Consider the following 21,421-nt stretch of genomic DNA (forward strand, 5'->3'; position numbering starts at 1 on the left):
TTTGATGTTCAAGTTCAAGCTTCTTCTCTTCAAATGGTCACGTAAGCTCAAGCAATTTAACTACTGGCTTTGGGCGCAGGCCGTGTTTGTGACGCTGGCACTGCTGCGTCTGCTGCCTGCTAAAAGCGCGATCCGCTTTTCGGCATGGTTTGCGCGTAAAGTCGGGCCATTTACACCACGACATAAGGTTGCAACCAGCAATCTGCGTCATGCCTATCCAGAGAAGAGTGACGCTGAAATTGAAAAGATCGCCGTCGAAATGTGGGATTCGATGGCGCGTCTTTTCGCGGAATATATCTTCCTTGATGCGATCTTCGATTTTGATCCCCATGCAACGGAACCAGGCCTGATCGAAGTTGACGGCATTCCGATTTTCGAGCGCCTGCGTGATGAAACGAAGCCACATATTTTCTTCACTGCGCATACCGGCAATTTCGAGCTTCTGCCGATTTGTGCAGGTACGTTCGGTCTTGATGTAACAGCCCTCTTCCGCCCGCCGAACAATCCTTATATCGCGAAAACCGTTCTCAAAGCACGCAAGACCAATATGGGGCATTTGGTGCCTTCGAAGGCCGGAGCTGCATGGTCGCTGGCGCGCGTTCTGGATAATGGCGGCAATGTCGGGATGCTGGTGGATCAGAAGTTCCAGCGCGGCGTACCTTCAACCTTCTTCAACCGTCCGGTAAAGACCAATCCGCTGCTCGCCAAGCTTGCGCGTCAGTATGATTGCGATGTTTATCCGGCGCGCTGTATCCGCCTGCCCGGTGGCCGTTATCGGCTTGAGCTGAAAGAGCGCATGGAATTGCCGCGTGACGAAAAAGGCGAGATCGATATTGCCGCAACCGCGCAGCTTCTCAACGATACCGTTGAGGAATGGGTGCGCGAATATCCGGGCCAGTGGATGTGGTTCCACAAGCGCTGGGGTTAAACTCAATATCTGCGTTCGGTCAAAACTGGCCGGACGCATTTTTATTTTATGATGTGAAAACATCCTGCCAGGGAGACAACCATGCGTCCTATCGCAATCGCCCCATCCATTCTGTCCGCAGACTTTGCGCGTCTGGGTGAAGAAGTCGATGCCGTGCTCGAAGCCGGTGCTGACTGGATTCATATCGACGTTATGGACGGCCATTTCGTGCCAAACATCACGTTTGGCCCACAGGTCGTCAAAGCCATTCGTCCACGCACTCAGGCTTTCTTCGATACCCATTTGATGATTGCACCATGCGATCTTTATCTGGAAGCTTTCGCCGATGCAGGCTGTGACCTGATCACGGTTCATGCAGAAGCTGGCGCACACACGCACCGTTCACTCCAGAACATTCGCGCACTCGGCAAAAAATCCGGCCTCGCGCTTAATCCGGCGACACCTGTTGAAGCGCTGACCAACGTGATTGATGATGTTGATCTCGTGCTCGTCATGACAGTGAACCCGGGCTTTGGCGGTCAGAAGTTTATCGCGCCAATGCTTGATAAGATCAAACGCGTGCGCGAGATGATTGGCGACCGCCCGATTGATATCGAAGTGGATGGTGGCATTACGCCAGAAACCGCAGGTCTCGTTGTCGCCGCCGGTGCCAATATTCTCGTTGCGGGTTCTGCTGTTTACAAAGGCAACTCGGTTGAGAGCTATGCCGCCAACATCAAAGCCATTCGCGAAGCAGCAGAAGCTGCGCGATAATAGACTTTTCTGGGGTTATGTGCGTTGAGCGGAGCCTCAGGCTCTGCTAAACACCGCGCATTCCCTTTACCCAAGACCTGCAGCCCGGCAGACGGGCCGCCAAAACAGGATATGCCCATGATCCCGCGCTATTCCCGACCTGAAATGGTCGCCATCTGGTCTCCCGAAACCAAATTCCGCATCTGGTTTGAAATTGAGGCCTATGCATGTGAGGCGCTTGCCGAACTCGGCGTAATCCCCAAGGAAGCCGCAAAGACCATTTGGGAAAAGGGCGATGCTGCGAAATTCGACGTCGCACGCATCGATGAAATCGAAGCTGTTACCAAGCATGACGTCATCGCGTTCCTGACACATCTTGCCGAGTTTATCGGTCCTGACAGCCGTTTCGTGCATCAGGGTATGACCTCGTCTGACGTACTCGACACAACGCTCAATGTGCAGCTCGTTCGCGCCGCTGATCTGCTTCTTGCCGGTTTGGACCGCGTGCTTGCAGCGCTTAAAAACCGTGCATTTGAACACAAAGACACCGTTCGCATCGGCCGCAGCCACGGCATCCATGCTGAACCGACCACAATGGGCCTGACATTCGCTCGTTTCTACGCCGAAATGCTGCGCAACCGCGCACGTCTCGTTGCAGCACGTGCAGAAATTGCGACGGGTGCCGTATCAGGCGCTGTTGGAACATTCGCCAATATCGACCCACGCGTTGAAGAATATGTCTGCGAAAAGCTCGGTCTCGAAGCAGAGCCAGTTTCAACGCAGGTTATTCCGCGCGACCGTCACGCCATGTTCTTTGCAACGCTCGGCGTCATCGCTTCGTCGATTGAGAACGTAGCTATCGAAATTCGCCACATGCAGCGCACGGAAGTTCTGGAAGCAGAAGAGTTCTTCTCGCCCGGCCAGAAAGGCTCGTCGGCGATGCCGCACAAGCGTAACCCTGTTCTGACTGAAAACCTGACCGGCCTCGCCCGTCTGGTTCGTATGTCGGTTGTGCCTGCGATGGAAAACGTCGCTCTCTGGCATGAACGCGATATTTCGCATTCGAGCGTTGAACGCGCAATTGGCCCAGACACCACCATCACGCTCGACTTTGCGCTGAACCGTCTGGCTGGCGTTGTCGAAAAGCTGGTGATCTACCCGGAAAACATGCTTAAAAACATGAACAAGTTCCGTGGTCTTGTGCATTCGCAGCGCGTTCTGCTCGCACTCACACAGGCTGGCGTTTCGCGTGAAGATTCCTACCGCCTCGTGCAGCGCAATGCCATGAAGGTCTGGGAACAGGGTGCAGACTTCCTCGAAGAACTGCTTGCCGATCAGGAAGTTCGTGCTGCACTCTCAGAAGATCAGATCCGCGAAAAGTTCGACCTCGCCTATCATACAAAACACGTCGATACGATTTTCAAACGTGTTTTTGGCTAAATATTAGCCTTCATAAATTGAGTCCGAAAAAAGCCCCATGTTTCTGTAAACATGGGGCTTTTTGGTATTTAGGATTAAGCGCTCTTTTTGATCGTGTTGATCACGTTACCCCATGGGTCTTCAAAGACGTGGTTGTTGCCGCCACGCGTGTCTTCCATTTCAACCCATGCAAGGCCAGTCCGGTCCTTGTCACGCAAGCCAGCGCCTGAGCTCTGCCATGCATTGGCACCGATATGGTGGTGATAGCCGCCGGTCGATAAGAATACGGCCTTATCGCCATAGGTCTGCACGGTATTGAAGCCCAGTTCCTTGTTCCAGAAAGCTTCCGCATCTTTGGCATTGCCAACACGCAAGTGAACATGACCGACAACCGTATTCTGCGGTGCCCCAGTCCATTCACCACCTTCACGTTTTCCGGTTTCGAGCAGATCGCCGACATCAAGTGCTTCTGTGCCCATGACCACGCGATCACCATTCCACTGCCATGACTCATGTGGGCGGTCGGAATAGATTTCGATGCCATTGCCTTCAGGGTCGGTCAGATAGATCGCTTCGCTGACATTATGATCAGACGCACCAGCAACGGGCAGCTGCTTATCGATAGCGCGGCGTGACCAGCGTGCCAGATCACCACGTGTTGGCAGCAAGAAAGCCGTGTGATAAAGACCAGCGCTGCGCGGATCATCTGCTTTAGCGGCGGAAAACTGCTCGATTTCCATCAGCTCCCGATCACCAGCGCCAAGCACAATCGAAGCACCACGGCGCGTCATTTCACGCAGACCCACGACATCGCGATAATACTCAGCCAGAGTTTCAGCATCACGCGCCTTCAAACCAATGCGCGCCACCCGAACGGGCGTCGTCATTGCAAATGGTAAAGGAGCATTCGAAGCCACTTTCTGATTGGCTATTTTGTTTTCAGTTTCAATCATTTCATTCTCCTTCGACGGCGTTTCCGCACGTGCGGAAAGAATATTGCCCATGACGGCAGCACCCGCAGTTCCAAGTACCGTTCTTCTGCTGATGGCCATAGCCGCAAAATCCTCTCTGGTGTTATCTTCCCGCTAAAGATCACAATTTAGAGAGCGTTTCACAAGATAGCGATCTGCGAACAAGCTGTTCATCATTTGCATCATCTGCGTCCACACACCAGCGCTATAGCCCAGCTTGAAGATGCGGTGAAACGGCTCTAAATAGGGATCATGAAAGTTAAAGATTCAGATATTCTCATCATTCCCGGCTACACCAATTCCGGCCCTGATCACTGGCAGACCCGCTGGGAGAGCAAACTCTCGACGGCGCGACGCGTCGAACAAGCCGAATGGTCAAAGCCCGTCAAAGAGGATTGGGTAGCGGAGCTGGTCAAAGCCGCGAATGAAGCGACAAAGCCAATCGTGCTTGTTGCTCATTCGCTTGGCGTTGCAACGGCTCTTCATGCCATTCCGCAAATTCAGCATAAGGTTGCGGGTGCATTCTTTGTTGCCCCTCCTGACGTCTCGAATGACAAGATCAGACCCAAGCACCTGATGACATTCGGGCCTTACCCGCGTGAGCGTCTGCCGTTTCCAACCATTGCCGTTGTGAGCCGCAATGATCCGTTCTCAAGCTTTGAAGCCGCAGAAGAAGTGGTGAAGGATTGGGGGGCATTGCTGATTGATGCTGGTGATGCGGGGCATATCAACTCAGAATCAGGTCATGGACCATGGCCAGAAGGCTCCATGGTATTTGCTGAGTTTATGACCAATCTTCAGCCGCCAAAGTCGCATTAAATCAGAGTGTTATATAGTTTTCTGATGAAATAGATTCAGACCAGCTTGCGGAGCGGCAGATGAAAAATCTGCCGCTTTATTTTTTAAGCGCGAATTGCGTCAACGAGTGTTTGGGCGCCAAGGCGCATATAGCCGCCGTCACTGGTGAGCGTTAAAAACTGAAAGCCGAGCGGGATATAACGTCGTGCAAACTCAGCTGATGGCGAATAAATGCCTGCAAATTTACCAGCCGCAGCTGCCTTGCGTGCAATCGTAGAGATCGGCTCGATGATGGCATCAGAGTCCGGGTTGGCTTCGCGACCATTGCTCCATGCAATCGAAAAATCAGCAGGGCCAACGAAAACGCCATCAATGCCACGCACATCGAGAATCGCATCCAGCGCATCATAGGCATCGCGTGTTTCAATCATCGCGAAAGCAAGCGTGTCCTGATTTGCAGTAACGAGATAATCATTGGAGCCAGGCGTGCCATAATCGGCATTGGCTCGGAACACGCCCCATGAACGCTCGCCAATCGGCGGATATTTCATTGAGGCTGCAAATTTGCGCGCATCTTCGACCGAGTTGATCATGGGTGCGATAACAGCCTGTGCGCCGAAATCGAGTGCCCGGCTTGCCATATCGAAACGCCCAACGGGAATGCGTACCACAGGCGGTTTGCCTGCATTCAGGATAAGCCCAAGGCTACGCAGCACACTTTGCTCATCATGTCCGCCATGCTGCATATCGAGCGTTACAGCGTCAAAAGCGCTATGCGCCAGAACCTCGACAGTAAGTGCTTCCGGCAATGATGACCAAGCCGATAAAATAGTTTCTCCGGCACGAAGACGCGAAGACAAAGACATGCTTATTCCCCTGCATTACAAAAATTTTGGGCGGAAACGCTGTCTGTTTATTTTAACGCGCATCTTATCCCGAAAACCGGTTCCCACTTTTCGGGACGCGCTATCAGCATTTCCGCCCTTTATTACCAGTTAGTCTTTCTGAACTTGCTGGATCGCTTCTTCAAGAAAAGCGAACATTTTTTCGCGAATGGTCTCGTCCGTGACGCTCACGCTGGCTGCATCAAAATCAGCACGCAACTTGCGGAAAACGTCTTCATCGCCTGCTTCTTCAAAGTCAGCAGCAACAACTTCACGCGCATAGGCGTCGGCATCCGCATCGTGCTTACCGAGAAGCTCTGCTGCCCAAAGGCCAAGAATCTTGTTGCGGCGGGCTTCAGCTTTAAAGCGCAGTTCGGCATCGAGTGCGAATTTGCTTTCAAAAGCGTTGCGGCGATCGTCCATGCCAGTGGCCATTCATAGAACTCCCAAGCTGTTAACTTATATGAGATCGTCAACCGTTCTCTTGCCTAAAGCTGGCAAGGGGCGCAAGATTATACAAGAGCCAAAAGTCACTTTCTTGATTTATCTGGCTCTGAAACGCTTAAAACGGGGGAACGGGTACAAAGCAGGATTGTTAAAAGCCCACAATTGCTATACGTAGCCCGCGAGAATAGCGGCAAATGCCGATCATCACATTTTTGGAAATCCGAGAAAAGCCATGAACCGTCGCCGCCGTATTTACGAGGGCAAGGCCAAGATTCTTTATGAAGGCCCTGAACCCGGTACTCTTGTCCAGTTCTTCAAAGATGACGCAACCGCGTTCAACGCGAAGAAGCATGAAGTTGTTGACGGAAAAGGCGTGTTGAACAACCGCATTTCTGAGCACATTTTCACGCAGCTCAACCGCATTGGTATTCCGACTCACTTTATCCGCCGCCTCAACATGCGTGAGCAGCTGATCAAAGAAGTTGAAATCATTCCGCTTGAAGTCGTTGTCCGTAATGTTGCAGCAGGTTCGCTGTCCACACGCCTCGGCATCGAAGAAGGCACTGTCCTGCCACGCTCGATTATCGAGTTCTATTACAAGGCAGATGCTCTCAACGACCCAATGGTCACGGAAGAACATATCACTGCTTTTGGCTGGGCAAGCCCTGCGGAAATCGACGACATTATGGCTCTCGCCATTCGCGTCAACGACTTCCTTACAGGCCTGTTCCTCGGCATCGGCATCCAGCTTGTTGATTTCAAGATGGAATGCGGACGTCTGTTTGAAGGCGACATGATGCGTATCGTTGTCGCTGACGAAATTTCGCCAGACTCAGCGCGTCTTTGGGATATCAACACCAATGACAAGCTCGATAAGGACCGCTTCCGCCGCGATATGGGCGGACTGGTTGAGGCCTATCAGGAAGTGGCACGTCGTCTCGGCATCATGAACGAGAACGAAACGCCCCGTCCTTCCGGCCCTACGCTTGTGAAATAAAATCCGCACAGCCCGGAACGAAAGTTACCGGGCTGTTTTCATTTGGCTAAGTAAATCAGGAACTACTCAGTGATTAAGGCACGCGTCACCGTTACACTTAAAAACGGCGTTCTCGACCCGCAGGGCAAAGCTATTGTCGGCGCGCTCGGCAGCCTGAATTTCGAAGGCGTCAACTCTGTCCGTCAGGGCAAGGTCTTCGATCTCGAAGTCGAAGGCTCGGACAAGGCTAAAGCTGAAGCCGAAATCAAAGCCATGTGCGAGAAGCTGCTCGCCAACACGGTTATTGAAGACTACGCAATCGTCATCGCCTGACGCACTGCGCTCAGCAGGTATTTTTTGCGCGCTTTCAGATCGCACGATGCGCTCTGAAGCCCTCAGATTCAAAGAGACATAAAACGCCATGAAAGCAGCAGTCGTTCTTCTCCCCGGCCTCAACCGTGACCGCGACATGATTGCAGCCGTCACCAAGATTTCCGGTCGGGCACCAATCACCGTCTGGCAGACAGATACATCCATCCCTGATGATGTTGATCTTATTCTGATCCCTGGCGGCTTCTCCTATGGTGACTATCTGCGTTGCGGTGCGATTGCAGCACGTATGCCAATTATGCAGGCTATTCGTGAGAAAGCCGACAAGGGCGTGATGGTTATCGGCGTCTGCAACGGCTTCCAGATTCTCGTCGAAGCAGGAATGTTGCCGGGCGCGCTGATGCGCAATACCTCGCTCAAATTCGTCTGCCGTGAAGTGAAGCTCGAAGTGAGCAACGCCAATACGTCCTTCACCCGCAGCTACCAGCCGGGCCAGATTATTCGTTGCCCGGTTGCGCACCATGATGGCAATTACTTTGCCGATGCGGAAACATTGAAGCGCATCGAAGGTGAAGGTCAGGTTGTATTCCGCTATGCGGAAGGCACCAATCCGAACGGCTCGGTCAATGATATTGCTGGTATCGTTAATGCACGCGGCAATGTTCTTGGCATGATGCCGCATCCTGAAAACCTGATTGAAGGTGCGCATGGCGGCAATGATGGCCGTGCACTTTTTGCAGGCGCATTGGGAATTGCTGCTTAAAAAGGCATACCCAAAGTAAAGTTTCAAAACGGCCTTCGTCTCAAACGGAGGCCGTTTTTTATTGTATCGATATTGGCTGATTCAAGTCATGCCTCGAACGCAATCGACTGGCGCAACCGGTAATTTCGTGGCAGCTTGAGCATTGCATACTTCCTGCGGCAACCGAATCGGGGAACTATAACGATGCAATTATATTCACGCCCACTCTCCCCCTATTCCGCTTTTGTACGTGGTGTTCTTTATCTCAAAGAACTTCCGTTCAAACCGATTAGCCTTCCTTATCCGTTTCCGGCGGATTTCAGCCATGTGACGCCGCTCAAGCGCGTTCCTGTGCTTATCACTGGTTCCGGCGAAACGCTGTTTGAAGCAGCGGTCATTGCGGAATATCTGGAAGATCATTTCCCAGAAACACCAATCCTACCCGGAACCCCGCGCGAGCGCGCTTTGATCCGGCTCTTGGCTCGCGTGGCTGAACTCGACGTACTCGGACCAGCCATGAAGCTGATGATTCTTCTGAGCAAGCCTGAAAGAGATGCAGCGTCTATTGATCGCCTCTTTGCCAAGCTGCACACAGGCTTGAGCGTTGTGGAATCACGTCTGACGGATCATGATTTTGCGCTCTCGGATGCGCCAACCCTCGCCGACGCTTGGCTTGTACCAATTCGTTTTCTGATGGAGCCGCTCAAGAAGCTTTCAGGCAAGAGCGATTTGCTGGATGCTTACCCTAAATTCGACACATATGCGGTGAAAGCAAACCAGGATCCGGTCTTCGAGCTTGTCACAAATGAGATGAGTGACGGGCTAAAGGCATTCATGCCTCAACTCGCCTGAGTTAAAAAATTCAAAAAGCGTATCCTTATCGGATACGCTTTTAACATTCTTTCTATACGTTTTGAGCAAGATGCGCATTAGCTATCATCGTCAAAGCGTCCCCATGGAGTCCTCCTTGAAGAATAAGACCATCGCGCTTGCAGCACTGTCCGCGCTTGCATTTCTTGCGGCTTGCGCACCGAAGCCTTCGCCTCGCCCGGCTTCAGCAAATGTCAGCAAAGCAGCCCTTGCAACAATGGAGCGCATTGCTGTGGGGGCCAATAATTGTTGGTTTAAATCCAAGGACAAAGACTTCCGCGGCTATGCTTTTGCGCCGGAACTAAACTCTTTCACCGGACGCCCACGCATGTTGGTGGTGCCTGCACGCAATCTCGCAGGACGCCCACTGCTCGTTGTGCAGGCAGAAGGCAATCCAGCGCGGATTGAAGCTTTTGGACCAATGATGCAGCAGGCGCATAGCAGCCGTATCAGTGCAGACATCAATCGCTGGGCATCCGGCCAGAAAGACTGCGGATAAGCCTGGTTATCGAATATGGAAGCGTACTTTGCGCGCTTCCATATCGGCAGCACTGCGAGAAAGCCCAATATCCTTGAGCTGCTCGTCGGTCAGATCCATCAACTCGATACGGCTGCGACGCAACATTGTGCGATGTGAAAACCACGCCACAAATCTCTGCCAAATAGAGCGCGTGCTCACCGGGATTTCACGCTCAGCAGCCCGCATTGTATCAATTGTATCGATTTCATCGTACTTAATCGGGACGAATGTCATCGCAGAACGCCTCTTAGCTGCGTATACTTTTAACTTTGCATCAATTCGATGCGCTAACGCGTAAATACAATTGACTCAAATATCGATACAATGCTTATATTGTGACCATGACAAATTGGCTTCCCGACCTTTCCGGCAAATCTGGCCCGCTTTATCTTCAGCTCGCTGACGCTATTGAAGACGCGATTGCAAACAATTCATTGCCAGCGGGGGAAAAACTGCCGCCGCAGCGCAATCTCGCTTTCGATCTAAAGGTGACAATTGGTACAATCGGCCGAGCTTATGCGCTTGCGCACGAGCGTGGGCTGGTGACAGGTGAAGTCGGTCGCGGGACATATGTGCTTGGCAAGACTGACGGCCAAACTGCACCAACTCCCTATTCAAGCGACGGCATAGCTGGCACGCGTATTCAGGATGCTCCGGCAGACAAAGGGCGCTTTGACACCACAGCTGCGCCGGATGTCGGACAAAATGCTGTCCTTGAACCGCTGATCGCATCGGTTATTCGCAAGTATCCGCATGAGGTCGTCAACTACACGCGACATTTCCCGCAACATTGGCTTGAGGCCGGTCGGCAATGGCTTAATCAGGAAAATGCTCCTGCCGATGCCAGCAATATTGTCATCACCAATGGCGCACATGCCGGTGCAGTCGCTGCAATCACAGCCTTCACCTCGCCCGGCGACCGGATTGTTTTTGAAGAACTGACTTACACACAAATAAGCCGGTCCGTGAAAATTGCCGGACGTCGCGTGGCAATTGCCGCGAGTGACGAATATGGCATGATCCCGGATGAATTCGAGCGGATCTGCAACCAGCAGCACCCGACTATGGCATTCCTCATGCCGAGCATTCACAATCCAACGCTTGCAACCATGCCTTATGAGCGCCGCGTGGCAATCGCGAATATAGCGGCACGTCACAATGTCTGGCTTATTGAAGACGACACCTATGGGGTTATGACGCGGTCAAATATCCCCAAAATTGCTGATATTGCGCCCGAACGCACATTTCTTTTGGGCAGTCTTTCAAAGGCTGTAACAGCTGGCTTGCGTTGCGGATGGGCCGCCTGTCCGCCGCATTGCGCACAGCGTTTACGCGTAACGCATAAACTCATGACTGGCGGCGTATCATTTTTGCTAGCAGAAACAACGGCGCAGATGGTGCTTTCCGGTCAGGCAAGCGCTCTACTGGACAAATGTTCCGCAGAAGTTGAATGGCGCGAGAAACTGGCCCGCAAAATCTTTGCAGGGTATGACTTTGTATCGTCACCACACGTTCCAATCCTCTGGCTGAAACTGCCAGAGCCGTGGCTTGCCAGCACATTTAAAGCAGCCGCCTATGAAAACGGCTTGCTGATTGATGATGAAGACGAGTTCAAAGCTGGACGGATTGAGCGCAATTATCACCGCGTTCGCATTGCTTTTTCCTCGCCGACAGACCGCAACGACATCGAAAATGGCTTCACAACTTTGCGCCAATTGCTGGAAAATGGTCAGGTCGGCTATGAAGGCAGCATTTGAGCCGGGAAATCGGCATTTTCCTGTCGCGCTTCGGGCAGAGTTAGGTTAAAGAGGCCCCTTGAAACCTTAGGTGTCCGCCCTTCGGCAGAAGTTTCCGGGTACCGCAGCCTGCGACGGGGTCCCTCATCTCGATGACTATTTCCAATAAGCGCGATATCACGCCTGAACTTATCCAAGCTCACGGCCTGAAGCCCGACGAATATCAGCGAATTCTCGACCTGATCGGGCGCGAACCAAGCTTCACCGAACTTGGCATTTTTTCGGCCATGTGGAACGAACATTGTTCCTACAAGTCGTCAAAGAAGTGGCTGCGTACACTTCCAACCACAGGCGCACGCGTCATTCAGGGGCCGGGCGAAAATGCTGGCGTTGTGGACATTGGCGATGGCGATTGCGTCGTCTTCAAGATGGAAAGCCACAACCACCCGTCTTACATCGAGCCTTATCAGGGCGCTGCAACTGGTGTTGGTGGCATTCTGCGTGACGTATTCACGATGGGCGCGCGTCCAATCGCAGCTATGAATGCACTGCGCTTTGGTGAACCTGACCATCCCAAAACCCGTCACCTCGTTTCCGGTGTTGTTTCCGGCGTTGGTGGCTATGGCAATGCTTTCGGCGTTCCAACCGTTGGCGGCGAAGTGAACTTCGACAAGCGCTATAACGGCAATATTCTCGTCAATGCGTTCGCAGCTGGCCTTGCCAAGCATGACGGCATCTTCCTGTCTGAAGCCAAGGGCGTTGGCCTGCCAGTTGTTTATCTCGGTGCCAAAACGGGCCGTGATGGCGTTGGCGGTGCAACGATGGCATCGGCTGAATTTGACGAATCGATTGAAGAAAAGCGTCCTACCGTTCAGGTTGGCGATCCATTTACTGAAAAGTGCCTTCTGGAAGCCTGCCTTGAGTTGATGGCTTCAGGTGCAGTTATCGCCATTCAGGACATGGGTGCAGCCGGTCTTACCTGTTCTGCCGTTGAAATGGGTGCCAAGGGCGACCTTGGTATCGAACTAATTCTCGACCATGTTCCGGTTCGCGAAGTGAACATGACAGCCTATGAAATGATGCTGTCGGAAAGCCAGGAGCGTATGCTCATGGTTCTCAAGCCTGAAATGGAAGAAGAAGCACAGGCAATCTTCCGCAAGTGGGGTCTCGATTTCGCAATCGTTGGTAAGACCACCGATGATCTGCGCTTCCGCGTCATCCATCAGGGCGAAGAAGTTGCTAATCTGCCGATCAAGGAACTCGGTGACGAGGCTCCTGAATATGATCGTCCATGGATGGAACCAGGCAAGCACGCGCCGCTGCCAGCAGCCAATGTGCCGCAGGTTGAAGATTATTCGGATGCGCTGCTCAAGCTTATCGGTTCACCAGATGGCTCATCGCGCCGGTGGGTTTATGAACAGTATGATACGCTCATTCAGGGCAATTCATTGCAGCTTCCGGGCGGTGATGCTGGTGTTGTCCGCGTCGAAGGCCATGCAACTAAGGCACTCGCCTTCTCTTCTGACGTTACGCCACGCTATTGCGAAGCGGATCCGTTTGAAGGTGGCAAGCAGGCGGTTGCCGAATGCTGGCGCAATATTACTGCGACCGGTGCTGAGCCACTTGCTTCGACCGATAACCTGAACTTCGGCAATCCTGAAAAGCCGGAAATTATGGGTCAGCTGGTCAAGGCTATCGAAGGCATCGGCGAAGCCTGCCGCGCGCTCGATTTCCCAATCGTTTCGGGCAACGTGTCGCTTTACAACGAAACCAATGGTCAGGCGATCTTGCCAACTCCTACCATTGCAGGCGTGGGCCTCATCCCTGACTGGTCGCAGATGGCAAAAATCGGCGGCATGCAGGACGGCGACACGCTGGTTCTGCTTGGTGGCGATGGCTCACATCTTGGCCAGTCGGTCTATCTGCGCGATCTGTTTGACCGTGCTGACGGCCCTGCCCCAACGGTTGATCTTGCGCTTGAAAAGCGTAACGGCGAGTTCGTTCGTTCGGCGATCCGCAATGGTCAGGTAACAGCTTGTCACGATCTGTCCGATGGTGGCCTTGCTGTTGCGGTTGCTGAAATGGCAATCAAGTCCGGCAAGGGTGCAACGCTTGATGCAGGCGATGGCCTGCCGCATGCAGTGCTGTTTGGTGAAGATCAGGCGCGTTACCTGGTTGCTGCGACGCCAGAAATGGCAAACCTGATTGCCTTGAATGCAGAGGGCGCAGGCATCGCTTTCCGCAAACTGGGAACAGTTGGCGGTGATCGTCTGAAATTCGGTGCTATTGTTGATGTTGCAGTCAGCGATCTCAACAACGCTTTTGAAGGCTGGTTCCCGGGCTTCATGAGCGGCGAGACTGCCGTCGACAACTAATCGTTATCGGTTAGAACGACTATCAAATGACGCCCGGACAGTAATCCTGCTTCGGGCGTTTGCTTGTCAGCGATTTAAAAGTTAGACAGTTGAAGATTGACGTATCAGGATGATGCGTTACGATTCTATAATATTAAAAAGCCTAAAAACGGCAGGAGACTTTGCATGGCTATGGACGCTCATGAGATCGAAAAACTGATACGCGAAGGTATTCCCGGCGCAAAGGTTACGATCCGCGACCTTGCCGGAGACGGAGATCATTATGCTGCCGAAGTGGTTGCGGAAAGCTTCCGCGGCAAGTCGCGCGTGCAGCAGCACCAGATGGTTTATGATGCACTGAAGGGCAACATGGGCGGCGTACTTCATGCGCTGGCACTCCAGACCAGCGTGCCTGAATAAATAAACAATGCAGCCTGTGTTTTTGTGACTTGCTTAAAGACAGGCTGCGGCAAGATGCTACCCCCGATATAGCGCGGTCTCTCGCTATTTTGTCTTGATTTCACCTTGAGAGGGTGATTACCAAAGCTCAGCTTACAATATTGGGGCAGAACCTCTCCCTACGCGGGCCGGGATTTGAACCGGCATCCTGAAAGGAATTGAAATGACCGGAATCAACGATTTCATCGACAATGAAGTAAAGACCAACGACGTCGTGCTTTTCATGAAAGGCACACCAGGTTTCCCACAGTGTGGTTTCTCCGGTCAGGTCGTGCAGATTCTCGATTATCTTGGCGTGGATTATAAGGGCGTCAATGTTCTGGCTTCCGATGAAATCCGTCAGGGCATCAAGGATTATTCAAACTGGCCAACCGTTCCTCAGCTTTACGTAAAGGGTGAGTTCATTGGCGGTTGCGATATCGTGCGCGAAATGTTCCAGTCGAGCGAACTTCAAACACTTTTTACCGATAAAGGTATTGCAACCAAAGCTGCGTGAGGATTAATTATCCCTCATCTGGCTTTTGCCCTTTTGAAAGGCGCCGCTACGTGGCGCCTTTTTATATTGCCTATTCATTAGTGCATCGCCTCAAGCTCTTGCCTTGGGACTTCTGTTTTCTAAATTCTGTTGCCTGCGTCGTGTCTTTGGAAACGTCGCATTGCTCTATCAAGGACTGCCTTAATGCCGATCGACATCCAAAAAGGTTCGCCGGACCCAAAAACACCTATGCGTCCGCGTGGCGAATTTATTGCGCTGATCGCAGCAATCATGGCGATCAATGCGCTTGCCGTCGACATTATGTTGCCCGGTTTGCCGCAAATCGGTGCGAGCCTTGGTGTTCTTTCCGAAAATCATGCGCAATATGTGATTACCGCATATTTGCTCGGCTTTGGTGTGTCTCAGCTATTCTACGGCCCATTGAGCGACCGTTTTGGCCGCCGCGCTCCACTTTTTGTCGGCTTGACGATTTACATCCTGGCGGCAATCGGCGCTGCTTTTGTTACTGATTTTACAACGCTGATCATCCTGCGCGTGCTGCAAGGTCTGGGTGCGGCAGCGACGCGCGTAATTGCCGTATCGGTTGTACGTGATCGCTTTGCAGGTCGCCAAATGGCAGAAGTCATGTCGCTCGTCATGATGATTTTCATGATCCTGCCGGTGATCGCGCCTGCCACGGGTCAGCTAATCATGCTGTTTGGCGAGTGGCACCTGATCTTCCTATCAATGGCGATTATGGCGGCGGTTGTTGCAGTGTGGGCTTATATCCGCTTGCCAGAAACCCTGCCCGTTGATCACCGGCGTCCATTGACCGTGAAAAGCATCATCGGTGGTTTCGGTATCGTCTTGTCTAACCGCGTTGCCCTTTTCTACATGCTCGGAACATCGTTCATTCTCGGCGCTCTCTTTGGCTACATCAATTCAGCGCAACAGATTTTTGTCGATATTTATAAGCTGGGTACGATGTTCCCGCTGGCTTTCGCTGCGGTTGCGATGACACTCGCACTCGCATCATTCCTTAATTCGCGTCTTGTCGGTCGCTATGGGATGCGCCGTATTTCGCAGACAATGCTGTTGGTGTTTGTGAGCTTCAGCCTGCTTTGGGTTGTATTGTCGCTTAGCTTTACCGGCCCTGTACCATTCTGGTTGCTCATGATGATCTATATGACGATCATGTTCTCGTTCAGCTTGGTAACATCAAACTTCAATGCGCTGGCCATGGAGCCACTCGGAGAAGTCGCAGGCACTGCATCGTCTGTTCTTGGCTTTGCACAGACAGTTATCGGCGCAGCATTGGGTGCTGCAATTGGTCAGGCCTTTGACGGAACAACAACACCCGTTGCAGCAGGTTACTGCGTGTTAGGGTTCATTTCCTTCATCTGCGTGATTATCGCCGAGCGCGGTAAATTATTCAAACCACACAACAAGCCAGTCTGATAAAAAAACCCGCAAAAAAGCCGCATTATAAAATGCGGCATTTTTTAATTTTTCTTTTCAGCATGTCATTATCGGATCGAAGCGGGATCAGAAATCAGTCCAGTGGACTGATTTCCCCGCGAAGGCGGCTCCCACTTTTCCGCGACATGCTTTAGCGGGCTTTTCTTTATTCTGCAAAAAGCGTTTGGTGAATTACTTTCCAGCTTTCTTTGTCGGGAGCTACCAGCAAACCGCCGCCTATATGCGAAGGCAGATACGGGCTTTCATCCCAGCGGGCGAGATAGCCACCAGCTTCCTGATGAATGAGTGCACCTGGGAGATGATCCCAAGGCATCAGCTTATTGTAGCAAGCGAAATGCGCGCCGCCAGTCGCAATGATGCGATATTCATGCGCCGCACAGCGATAGCCGATCTGCGACAGAAATTTCGTGTGATTGCGTGCGAGGCGCGAGCGGATTGGCTCCTGCGTATATTGCCATGACACAGAACCCGTCATCTGCGAAATATCCGCCGGTGCTGCAACCTTCACAGGACTTGTCGAGCCATTAGCATAGCGAATGTGCGCGCCGCCGCCCTTAGAAGCAAGTATCCAGTCTTTACCCACCGGATCATAGATAATACCGGCAACAGTCTCGCCTTTTACGACAACCGCCAGCATCACGCCAAAAAGTGGAACGCCAGATGCAAAATTGAAGGTGCCATCAACCGGATCGATGGTGAATGCGAGGTCTGCTTCGCCCAAACCGTTGAGCAAAGTTTCATCATCGGAACAGGCTTCTTCGCCGACGATCAGCGCAGTGGGAAAACGTTCTTTAAGACGCGCAGTGATGAAGCGCTCTGCATTCACATCGGCTTCGGTAACCAGATCAGCAGCGGAAGTCTTTTGACGAATATCGCCCTGCCCCAATTGCCGAAAGCGTGGCATGATTTCCGCGTTGGCAGCTTCTGCCAAAAGTCCAGCCAGCCAATCAATCTGCTTTTCATCAAAATGCACGATCAGTCTCCACCTCAGAATTGGTCATCAAACCAGCAAAATCAAACAAATTACGATCAAGCAGATGGCTTGGGCGCACATTGGTCATGGCGCGGATCATCGTATCTTTACGACCCGGCATCCGCTTTTCAATGTCGGAAAGCATCGCCTTCATTGCGTTGCGCTGAAGCCCTTCCTGACTGCCGCAGAGATCGCACGGAATGATCGGAAATTGCATGGCGTTTGCGAATTTTTCCATATCGTCCTCCGCTACATAGGCAAGCGGGCGGAAAAGCATGAGATCGCCTTCATCATTAAGAAGCTTTGGCGGCATGGCAGCCAAACGGCCGCCATGGAACAGGTTCATGAAGAAGGTTTCGAGAATATCTTCGCGGTGATGGCCAAGTACGATTGCCGAGCAGCCTTCCTCACGCGCGATCCGGTAAAGGTTACCTCGACGCAAACGTGAACAGAGCGAGCAGTATGTGCTGTTCTCAGGAAGCTTTTCAGTGACGATCGAATAGGTGTCCTTATATTCGATGCGATGCTCGATCCCATAGCGGCTCAGGAATTCCGGCAAAATATGCTTCGGGAAATTCGGCTGCCCCTGATCGAGATTGACGGCCAGCAATTCCACCGGCAGCAGACCGCGCCACTTGAGATCAAGCAGCAGTGCCAGAAGCCCATAAGAATCTTTGCCACCAGACAAGCACACCATCCAGCGCTCCCGAGACAAACCTTCATTGGGCTTCACCATGGCGAAATCGTCTATCACCTGACGTGTCAGTCGCAGCAAGCGCTTGCGCAGCTTATTGAACTCGACAGTTGCCGGAACGTCGCGGAAAAGCGGATGGCAACCATCGAGACTTGTATCTTCTGCGATATTGAGATCGAGAGCGTTCATGGTGTTTTTCCGCGAACATGAGAGAAATTGAGATTTAGAGTATTTCCTGTTTAGATTGAATCGTGGAAAATACTCTATCTCTTTGTTTTTACGCGCATCTTATTCCGAAAACCGCTTTTGCACTTTTCAGGATGCGCTCTACATACAAAAAAGCCGCCCTTGGGGGAACCAAGGGCGGCCATTTATTTGTCGTTCGTGAGCCAGAAGCTCAGAATTAACGCGAGTAATATTCGACGACGAGGTTTGGTTCCATCTGAACAGCGTATGGAACGTCGCCGAGAACTGGAACGCGTGCGAAGGTCGCAACCATCTTGTTGTGATCAACTTCAACGTAGTCAGGAACATCGCGTTCTGCGAGCGCTACAGCTTCGAGAACGATCACGAGCTGCTTCGACTTTTCGCGAACTTCAACAACGTCACCAGCCTTGAGGCGGAACGACTGAATGTTAACGCGACGGCCGTTTACGTTGACGTGACCGTGGTTGATGAACTGGCGTGCAGCGAAGATCGTTGGAACGAACTTTGCACGGTACACAACAGCATCCAGACGCGATTCGAGCAGGCCGATGAGGTTTTCACCGGTATCGCCCTTGCGGCGAGCTGCTTCGTCATAGGTCTTACGGAACTGCTTTTCCGAGATATCGCCGTAGAAACCCTTGAGCTTCTGCTTTGCACGGAGCTGTACACCGAAGTCGGAAAGCTTGCCCTTACGGCGCTGACCGTGCTGGCCTGGGCCATATTCACGACGGTTTACAGGGGACTTTGGGCGACCCCAGATGTTTTCGCCAAGACGGCGGTCGATTTTGTACTTGGAAGATTCGCGCTTGCTCATCACATTTCCTAAAGAGTTAAAGCGCCTTGCGGCGCAGACAGGAAACGCGCCCTCCTCTGCCCCTGATTTCAGGGACTGACAGAATGAAGCGCGCAGCTGCGATCTTCATTCACGGGACACGTCAAATAAAACGCCGGAACGATTAAGCTCCAGCGATGGCGGCTTTTAGTCATTGGAGTGTCATCTTGTCAAGGCTAAAGCCCGCTTTTTGAGCCATTTGGCTATATATAACGCTGTGCCATCAAGCGTGAAGGAACGGCAAGCGATGCTTAGACATTAGACAAGGCAGCTCGCTGACAAAAGAGGTTAATATGGCCATTTCCTTCGCTTTCCCTCAAAGGGTGTACATTATTGGAGCTCTTGTCGCGGCGGTTATACTGTTACCCGGCGAAAGTTTCAGGCAGGCGCAAGCTCAAAACTTCATTGGAAGAGTTTTGAGCGGGAATGCCAAACAGACACATGTACAAAAACGCTCCACGAAAAAACGTACGGCCCGAAAGGCTCAGCCCAACCCCCCTCCGATAATAAGCGCTGTTCCGATTCCCACTCCCTCGCCCCGTCGGGAAGAAGGAAAAGAACCGGTTGAGGCAAAGCCTGCGCCTTCGCAAACTGAAACTGCGCCTCTGCCAGAAAACAAACCGGAAAAGCCAGTCGAGATAACCAAGCCAGAGATTGCTAAACCTGAGCCCAAAAAGCCTGAACGCGTCTATCAAGTGTCGTGTCCAGCACTGATGACCGGAGATGTGGAAGGGAAACTTTTACCGCCTATTGAGGATGGATCGCAATGCAGTGCACGCTCGCCGCTTTCACTCACAGCAATTGGTAAAGTTGAGCCTCTGAAATTTGCGAATGCTATTACGACCAACTGCGCCATGGCGGTCACACTGGCTCAATGGGCTGGTGACGTCAAAGATGCTGCTAAAAACGTCTATGGAAATGACGTAAAAATTACAGAAATCGGAACCGGGTCAGATTATCAGTGCCGCAACGTCAATGGCGCATCGGAAGGTCGCGTTTCAGAACATGCTTTCGCCAATGCACTTGATATTATGTCGTTCAAATTTTCCGACGGCTCTAAAACCGAACTCGAAAGTGGGTGGAACGGATCGGAAAAAGACAAGAAATTCTGGCGTGCTGTGCATGGCGCAAGCTGCAAGCTTTTCATGACGGTTATCGGCCCGGATGGTGATGCCGCTCACCTCACCAACATGCATCTTGATCAGGGTTGTCACGGCAAATCTTGCCTTGCTCGAATCTGTCAGTGAGATATTCTGTACCTACAACCATAAGACATAATTCGTCCCAACGACATTTCTAATAGTATTGCCATTATCGATTTTGCTCATCGCATTTTGCGCAGAGCCTTTCAAAGGAACGATCCATGAAATCGACCAGAATCATACTTTTTGCAATTTTAACACTTGGCATCACAGGTGCTGCCTGTGCTGATGCAGTGCCGAAGCGCTCTAAAGACTTCACCGGTAATTATCAAACACTGGTGAAAGACCAGCAGGCATCACCCCAAATTGCAGGCTGCATCGCATCTGCATATGACTATGTGAAAAACAGTAAAAAATATGATCGTCTCGGCTTCACGAAAGACGATATTTCCAACGCTACGACCAATCAAAAATCATCGAAATTCAGTGCGAAAGACGGGCGGAAAGTATCAGCCGTTATTTCAGTACCAGGTGAAGCGCGCAACAAAGCTGGCGGCTGGGACGGTATTTCAGTTCGTTGCGGCATTACTTCCGGCAAACTGAAAGCAATCGAGATTGTCGCGACAAAAGCAGCACAATAAAGCTGTTGCTGAGCGATCGGCTTTTTATCCGTCGCTCTTCTTATCGTCCACATGCTCTGGAAGACCTTTGTGCTTCGTCTCTGCAAAGTCTTCCAGTTCCTTTTCGGTCATGGATTCATACATTTCTTTAGAAGCGCCGACTAACTCGCTCTTTTTGATTTCACCGCGTTTGGCGGAAAGTGCTGCACCGGCGGCCTTTTGCTGAGCTTTCGATTTTGCTGGCATGTCCGTTCTCCTCTTTCAGCGAGAAGAACGAAAAATCGTCTTATCTGGTTCCTTATCAGTCGGTAGCTTTGTCAAAGCGTGAGCGAGCATCGCGCATCTGCTCACGATTTCTCACGGCCCACTGCCCCAACACATCTATCGGCACCGCCAGCGAATGGCCGAGTTCGGTCAGCGAATACTCGACTTCCGGCGGCGATGTTGGACGGACGTGACGCGCCACAAGCCCGTCACGTTCAAGCGAACGCAAAGTGACAGTAAGCATCCTTTGAGAAATGCCTTCAATCGAGCGTCGCAAGGCATTGAAACGCATTGACCCCGCCTGCAAATTGAAAACTACCAGAATGCTCCACGTGTCTCCAACGCGGTCCAGCACTTCGCGGATGGGGCATGGCCCTTCGCCATCTGAATCAGGCCGAAAGGCGTCTGTAGACGATAATAACGGCGCGATGGCATTTGGTTCGTTTGTATTCTTCATTTTGATCTTCAGCTAAAGCGCAATGCTTTTTCTCTTGGCGGTCCTTGCCCAAAGCGCGGTTACTTCCATGTACCCTGAACATGAATAAGTGCGTTCTTCACAAGACTTTTCA

At 51.9% G+C, this 21,421-nt stretch carries 25 protein-coding genes; 16 read left to right on the forward strand and 9 right to left on the reverse strand.

What is annotated here, in order from left to right; translation table 11 throughout:
• Position 1 precedes the first annotated feature (1 nt).
• The 3 genes from J2782_RS04420 (at position 2) to purB (ending at position 3,100) form a co-directional block, all read left to right on the forward strand.
• The gene (locus J2782_RS04420; protein ID WP_310010390.1) at positions 2-928 is read left to right on the forward strand and encodes a lipid A biosynthesis lauroyl acyltransferase; all 927 of its coding nucleotides are present in this window, start codon (positions 2-4) and stop codon (positions 926-928) included.
• An 81-nt stretch (positions 929-1,009) separates the two neighbouring features.
• Entirely contained in the window at positions 1,010-1,681 is a 672-nt protein-coding gene (rpe, locus tag J2782_RS04425) for a ribulose-phosphate 3-epimerase (RefSeq protein WP_310010393.1), read from the forward strand.
• Between the two features lie 117 nt (positions 1,682-1,798).
• On the forward strand, positions 1,799-3,100 hold the full coding sequence (gene purB / locus J2782_RS04430) for an adenylosuccinate lyase (RefSeq protein WP_310010394.1): 1,302 nt from the start codon (positions 1,799-1,801) through the stop codon (positions 3,098-3,100).
• Positions 3,101-3,174: 74 nt separating this feature from the next.
• On the opposite strand, the gene J2782_RS04435 is transcribed toward purB, so the two are convergent.
• Entirely contained in the window at positions 3,175-4,032 is an 858-nt protein-coding gene (locus tag J2782_RS04435) for a VOC family protein (RefSeq protein ID WP_310011073.1), read from the reverse strand.
• A 270-nt stretch (positions 4,033-4,302) separates the two neighbouring features.
• On the opposite strand from J2782_RS04435, the gene J2782_RS04440 reads away from it, so the two are divergent.
• A complete protein-coding gene (locus J2782_RS04440) occupies positions 4,303-4,869 on the forward strand; it encodes an RBBP9/YdeN family alpha/beta hydrolase (RefSeq protein ID WP_310010395.1) in 567 nt (188 codons plus the stop codon).
• Positions 4,870-4,952: 83 nt separating this feature from the next.
• On the opposite strand, the gene J2782_RS04445 is transcribed toward J2782_RS04440, so the two are convergent.
• Both J2782_RS04445 and J2782_RS04450 read right to left on the reverse strand, forming a co-directional pair.
• Positions 4,953-5,720: an HpcH/HpaI aldolase family protein gene (locus J2782_RS04445; RefSeq protein WP_310011075.1), complete on the reverse strand. Its 768-nt coding sequence runs from the start codon at positions 5,718-5,720 to the stop codon at positions 4,953-4,955.
• Positions 5,721-5,843: 123 nt separating this feature from the next.
• Positions 5,844-6,167 (reverse strand): DUF1476 domain-containing protein, encoded by a 324-nt coding sequence (locus J2782_RS04450; protein WP_250039684.1) that lies wholly within the window; start codon positions 6,165-6,167, stop codon positions 5,844-5,846.
• Positions 6,168-6,411: 244 nt separating this feature from the next.
• On the opposite strand from J2782_RS04450, the gene purC reads away from it, so the two are divergent.
• From purC to J2782_RS04475, 5 genes are all read left to right on the forward strand, one after another.
• A complete protein-coding gene (gene purC / locus J2782_RS04455) occupies positions 6,412-7,176 on the forward strand; it encodes a phosphoribosylaminoimidazolesuccinocarboxamide synthase (protein ID WP_250039682.1) in 765 nt (254 codons plus the stop codon).
• Positions 7,177-7,245: 69 nt separating this feature from the next.
• On the forward strand, positions 7,246-7,488 hold the full coding sequence (gene purS / locus J2782_RS04460; RefSeq protein ID WP_250039681.1) for a phosphoribosylformylglycinamidine synthase subunit PurS: 243 nt from the start codon (positions 7,246-7,248) through the stop codon (positions 7,486-7,488).
• 88 nt (positions 7,489-7,576) lie between these two features.
• Positions 7,577-8,248 (forward strand): phosphoribosylformylglycinamidine synthase subunit PurQ, encoded by a 672-nt coding sequence (purQ, locus tag J2782_RS04465; RefSeq protein WP_310010396.1) that lies wholly within the window; start codon positions 7,577-7,579, stop codon positions 8,246-8,248.
• A 183-nt stretch (positions 8,249-8,431) separates the two neighbouring features.
• The gene (locus J2782_RS04470) at positions 8,432-9,079 is read left to right on the forward strand and encodes a glutathione S-transferase family protein (protein ID WP_250039679.1); all 648 of its coding nucleotides are present in this window, start codon (positions 8,432-8,434) and stop codon (positions 9,077-9,079) included.
• Positions 9,080-9,194: 115 nt separating this feature from the next.
• Entirely contained in the window at positions 9,195-9,596 is a 402-nt protein-coding gene (locus J2782_RS04475) for a hypothetical protein (protein ID WP_310010398.1), read from the forward strand.
• A 6-nt stretch (positions 9,597-9,602) separates the two neighbouring features.
• On the opposite strand, the gene J2782_RS04480 is transcribed toward J2782_RS04475, so the two are convergent.
• Positions 9,603-9,851, reverse strand: a complete 249-nt coding sequence (locus J2782_RS04480) for a DUF1127 domain-containing protein (RefSeq protein ID WP_310010400.1) — start codon at positions 9,849-9,851, stop codon at positions 9,603-9,605.
• 107 nt (positions 9,852-9,958) lie between these two features.
• On the opposite strand from J2782_RS04480, the gene J2782_RS04485 reads away from it, so the two are divergent.
• The 5 genes from J2782_RS04485 (at position 9,959) to J2782_RS04505 (ending at position 16,099) form a co-directional block, all read left to right on the forward strand.
• The gene (locus tag J2782_RS04485; protein WP_310011077.1) at positions 9,959-11,374 is read left to right on the forward strand and encodes an aminotransferase-like domain-containing protein; all 1,416 of its coding nucleotides are present in this window, start codon (positions 9,959-9,961) and stop codon (positions 11,372-11,374) included.
• A gap of 131 nt (positions 11,375-11,505) precedes the next feature.
• The gene (purL, locus tag J2782_RS04490; protein WP_310010402.1) at positions 11,506-13,728 is read left to right on the forward strand and encodes a phosphoribosylformylglycinamidine synthase subunit PurL; all 2,223 of its coding nucleotides are present in this window, start codon (positions 11,506-11,508) and stop codon (positions 13,726-13,728) included.
• Positions 13,729-13,893: 165 nt separating this feature from the next.
• Positions 13,894-14,127, forward strand: a complete 234-nt coding sequence (locus J2782_RS04495) for a BolA/IbaG family iron-sulfur metabolism protein (RefSeq protein ID WP_007874594.1) — start codon at positions 13,894-13,896, stop codon at positions 14,125-14,127.
• 202 nt (positions 14,128-14,329) lie between these two features.
• Entirely contained in the window at positions 14,330-14,662 is a 333-nt protein-coding gene (gene grxD, locus J2782_RS04500) for a Grx4 family monothiol glutaredoxin (RefSeq protein WP_250039673.1), read from the forward strand.
• 183 nt (positions 14,663-14,845) lie between these two features.
• On the forward strand, positions 14,846-16,099 hold the full coding sequence (locus tag J2782_RS04505) for a multidrug effflux MFS transporter (protein ID WP_310010404.1): 1,254 nt from the start codon (positions 14,846-14,848) through the stop codon (positions 16,097-16,099).
• Positions 16,100-16,265: 166 nt separating this feature from the next.
• Here J2782_RS04505 and J2782_RS04510 read toward each other — a convergent pair whose 3' ends face one another.
• The 3 genes from J2782_RS04510 to rpsD form a co-directional block, all read right to left on the reverse strand.
• Positions 16,266-17,093 (reverse strand): inositol monophosphatase family protein, encoded by an 828-nt coding sequence (locus J2782_RS04510; protein WP_310010405.1) that lies wholly within the window; start codon positions 17,091-17,093, stop codon positions 16,266-16,268.
• Positions 17,083-17,976, reverse strand: coding sequence for a tRNA 2-thiocytidine(32) synthetase TtcA (gene ttcA, locus J2782_RS04515; RefSeq protein WP_310010406.1), 894 nt, complete (start codon positions 17,974-17,976; stop codon positions 17,083-17,085). Before ttcA ends, J2782_RS04510 begins: the two co-directional genes overlap by 11 nt.
• A gap of 214 nt (positions 17,977-18,190) precedes the next feature.
• Positions 18,191-18,808 carry a 30S ribosomal protein S4 gene (gene rpsD, locus J2782_RS04520; RefSeq protein WP_250039668.1) on the reverse strand — a complete coding sequence of 206 codons (618 nt, stop codon included), beginning with the start codon at positions 18,806-18,808 and terminating at the stop codon, positions 18,191-18,193.
• A gap of 311 nt (positions 18,809-19,119) precedes the next feature.
• Between rpsD and J2782_RS04525 the strand changes: the two genes are divergently transcribed.
• Positions 19,120-20,073 (forward strand): extensin family protein, encoded by a 954-nt coding sequence (locus J2782_RS04525; RefSeq protein ID WP_310010407.1) that lies wholly within the window; start codon positions 19,120-19,122, stop codon positions 20,071-20,073.
• A gap of 116 nt (positions 20,074-20,189) precedes the next feature.
• Complete coding sequence (gene bspC / locus J2782_RS04530; protein ID WP_310010408.1) at positions 20,190-20,609, forward strand: type IV secretion system effector BspC; 420 nt, start codon at positions 20,190-20,192, stop codon at positions 20,607-20,609.
• Positions 20,610-20,633: 24 nt separating this feature from the next.
• Here bspC and J2782_RS04535 read toward each other — a convergent pair whose 3' ends face one another.
• Together J2782_RS04535 and J2782_RS04540 are read right to left on the reverse strand one after the other, a co-directional pair.
• On the reverse strand, positions 20,634-20,834 hold the full coding sequence (locus J2782_RS04535; protein ID WP_310010409.1) for a DUF3008 family protein: 201 nt from the start codon (positions 20,832-20,834) through the stop codon (positions 20,634-20,636).
• Between the two features lie 55 nt (positions 20,835-20,889).
• Complete coding sequence (locus J2782_RS04540; protein WP_310010410.1) at positions 20,890-21,309, reverse strand: winged helix-turn-helix transcriptional regulator; 420 nt, start codon at positions 21,307-21,309, stop codon at positions 20,890-20,892.
• Positions 21,310-21,421: the final 112 nt, after the last annotated feature.

This window comes from Brucella pseudogrignonensis (assembly GCF_031454375.1).
In the GTDB taxonomy this organism is placed as follows: domain Bacteria; phylum Pseudomonadota; class Alphaproteobacteria; order Rhizobiales; family Rhizobiaceae; genus Brucella; species Brucella pseudogrignonensis_A.

Excerpts from the sequence above, each read along its gene's own strand:
- J2782_RS04485 (WP_310011077.1), top strand. The coding sequence starts at position 9,959 with ATGACAAATTGGCTTCCCGACCTTTCCGGCAAATCTGGCCCGCTTTAT.
- ttcA (WP_310010406.1), bottom strand. The coding sequence starts at position 17,976 with ATGAACGCTCTCGATCTCAATATCGCAGAAGATACAAGTCTCGATGGT.
- J2782_RS04495 (WP_007874594.1), top strand. The coding sequence starts at position 13,894 with ATGGCTATGGACGCTCATGAGATCGAAAAACTGATACGCGAAGGTATT.
- J2782_RS04525 (WP_310010407.1), top strand. The coding sequence starts at position 19,120 with ATGGCCATTTCCTTCGCTTTCCCTCAAAGGGTGTACATTATTGGAGCT.
- rpsD (WP_250039668.1), bottom strand. The coding sequence starts at position 18,808 with ATGAGCAAGCGCGAATCTTCCAAGTACAAAATCGACCGCCGTCTTGGC.
- purL (WP_310010402.1), top strand. The coding sequence starts at position 11,506 with ATGACTATTTCCAATAAGCGCGATATCACGCCTGAACTTATCCAAGCT.
- J2782_RS04505 (WP_310010404.1), top strand. The coding sequence starts at position 14,846 with ATGCCGATCGACATCCAAAAAGGTTCGCCGGACCCAAAAACACCTATG.
- J2782_RS04435 (WP_310011073.1), bottom strand. The coding sequence starts at position 4,032 with ATGATTGAAACTGAAAACAAAATAGCCAATCAGAAAGTGGCTTCGAAT.
- purQ (WP_310010396.1), top strand. The coding sequence starts at position 7,577 with ATGAAAGCAGCAGTCGTTCTTCTCCCCGGCCTCAACCGTGACCGCGAC.
- J2782_RS04470 (WP_250039679.1), top strand. The coding sequence starts at position 8,432 with ATGCAATTATATTCACGCCCACTCTCCCCCTATTCCGCTTTTGTACGT.
- grxD (WP_250039673.1), top strand. The coding sequence starts at position 14,330 with ATGACCGGAATCAACGATTTCATCGACAATGAAGTAAAGACCAACGAC.
- J2782_RS04540 (WP_310010410.1), bottom strand. The coding sequence starts at position 21,309 with ATGAAGAATACAAACGAACCAAATGCCATCGCGCCGTTATTATCGTCT.
- J2782_RS04450 (WP_250039684.1), bottom strand. The coding sequence starts at position 6,167 with ATGGCCACTGGCATGGACGATCGCCGCAACGCTTTTGAAAGCAAATTC.
- J2782_RS04440 (WP_310010395.1), top strand. The coding sequence starts at position 4,303 with ATGAAAGTTAAAGATTCAGATATTCTCATCATTCCCGGCTACACCAAT.
- bspC (WP_310010408.1), top strand. The coding sequence starts at position 20,190 with ATGAAATCGACCAGAATCATACTTTTTGCAATTTTAACACTTGGCATC.
- J2782_RS04535 (WP_310010409.1), bottom strand. The coding sequence starts at position 20,834 with ATGCCAGCAAAATCGAAAGCTCAGCAAAAGGCCGCCGGTGCAGCACTT.
- rpe (WP_310010393.1), top strand. The coding sequence starts at position 1,010 with ATGCGTCCTATCGCAATCGCCCCATCCATTCTGTCCGCAGACTTTGCG.
- purB (WP_310010394.1), top strand. The coding sequence starts at position 1,799 with ATGATCCCGCGCTATTCCCGACCTGAAATGGTCGCCATCTGGTCTCCC.
- J2782_RS04480 (WP_310010400.1), bottom strand. The coding sequence starts at position 9,851 with ATGACATTCGTCCCGATTAAGTACGATGAAATCGATACAATTGATACA.
- purC (WP_250039682.1), top strand. The coding sequence starts at position 6,412 with ATGAACCGTCGCCGCCGTATTTACGAGGGCAAGGCCAAGATTCTTTAT.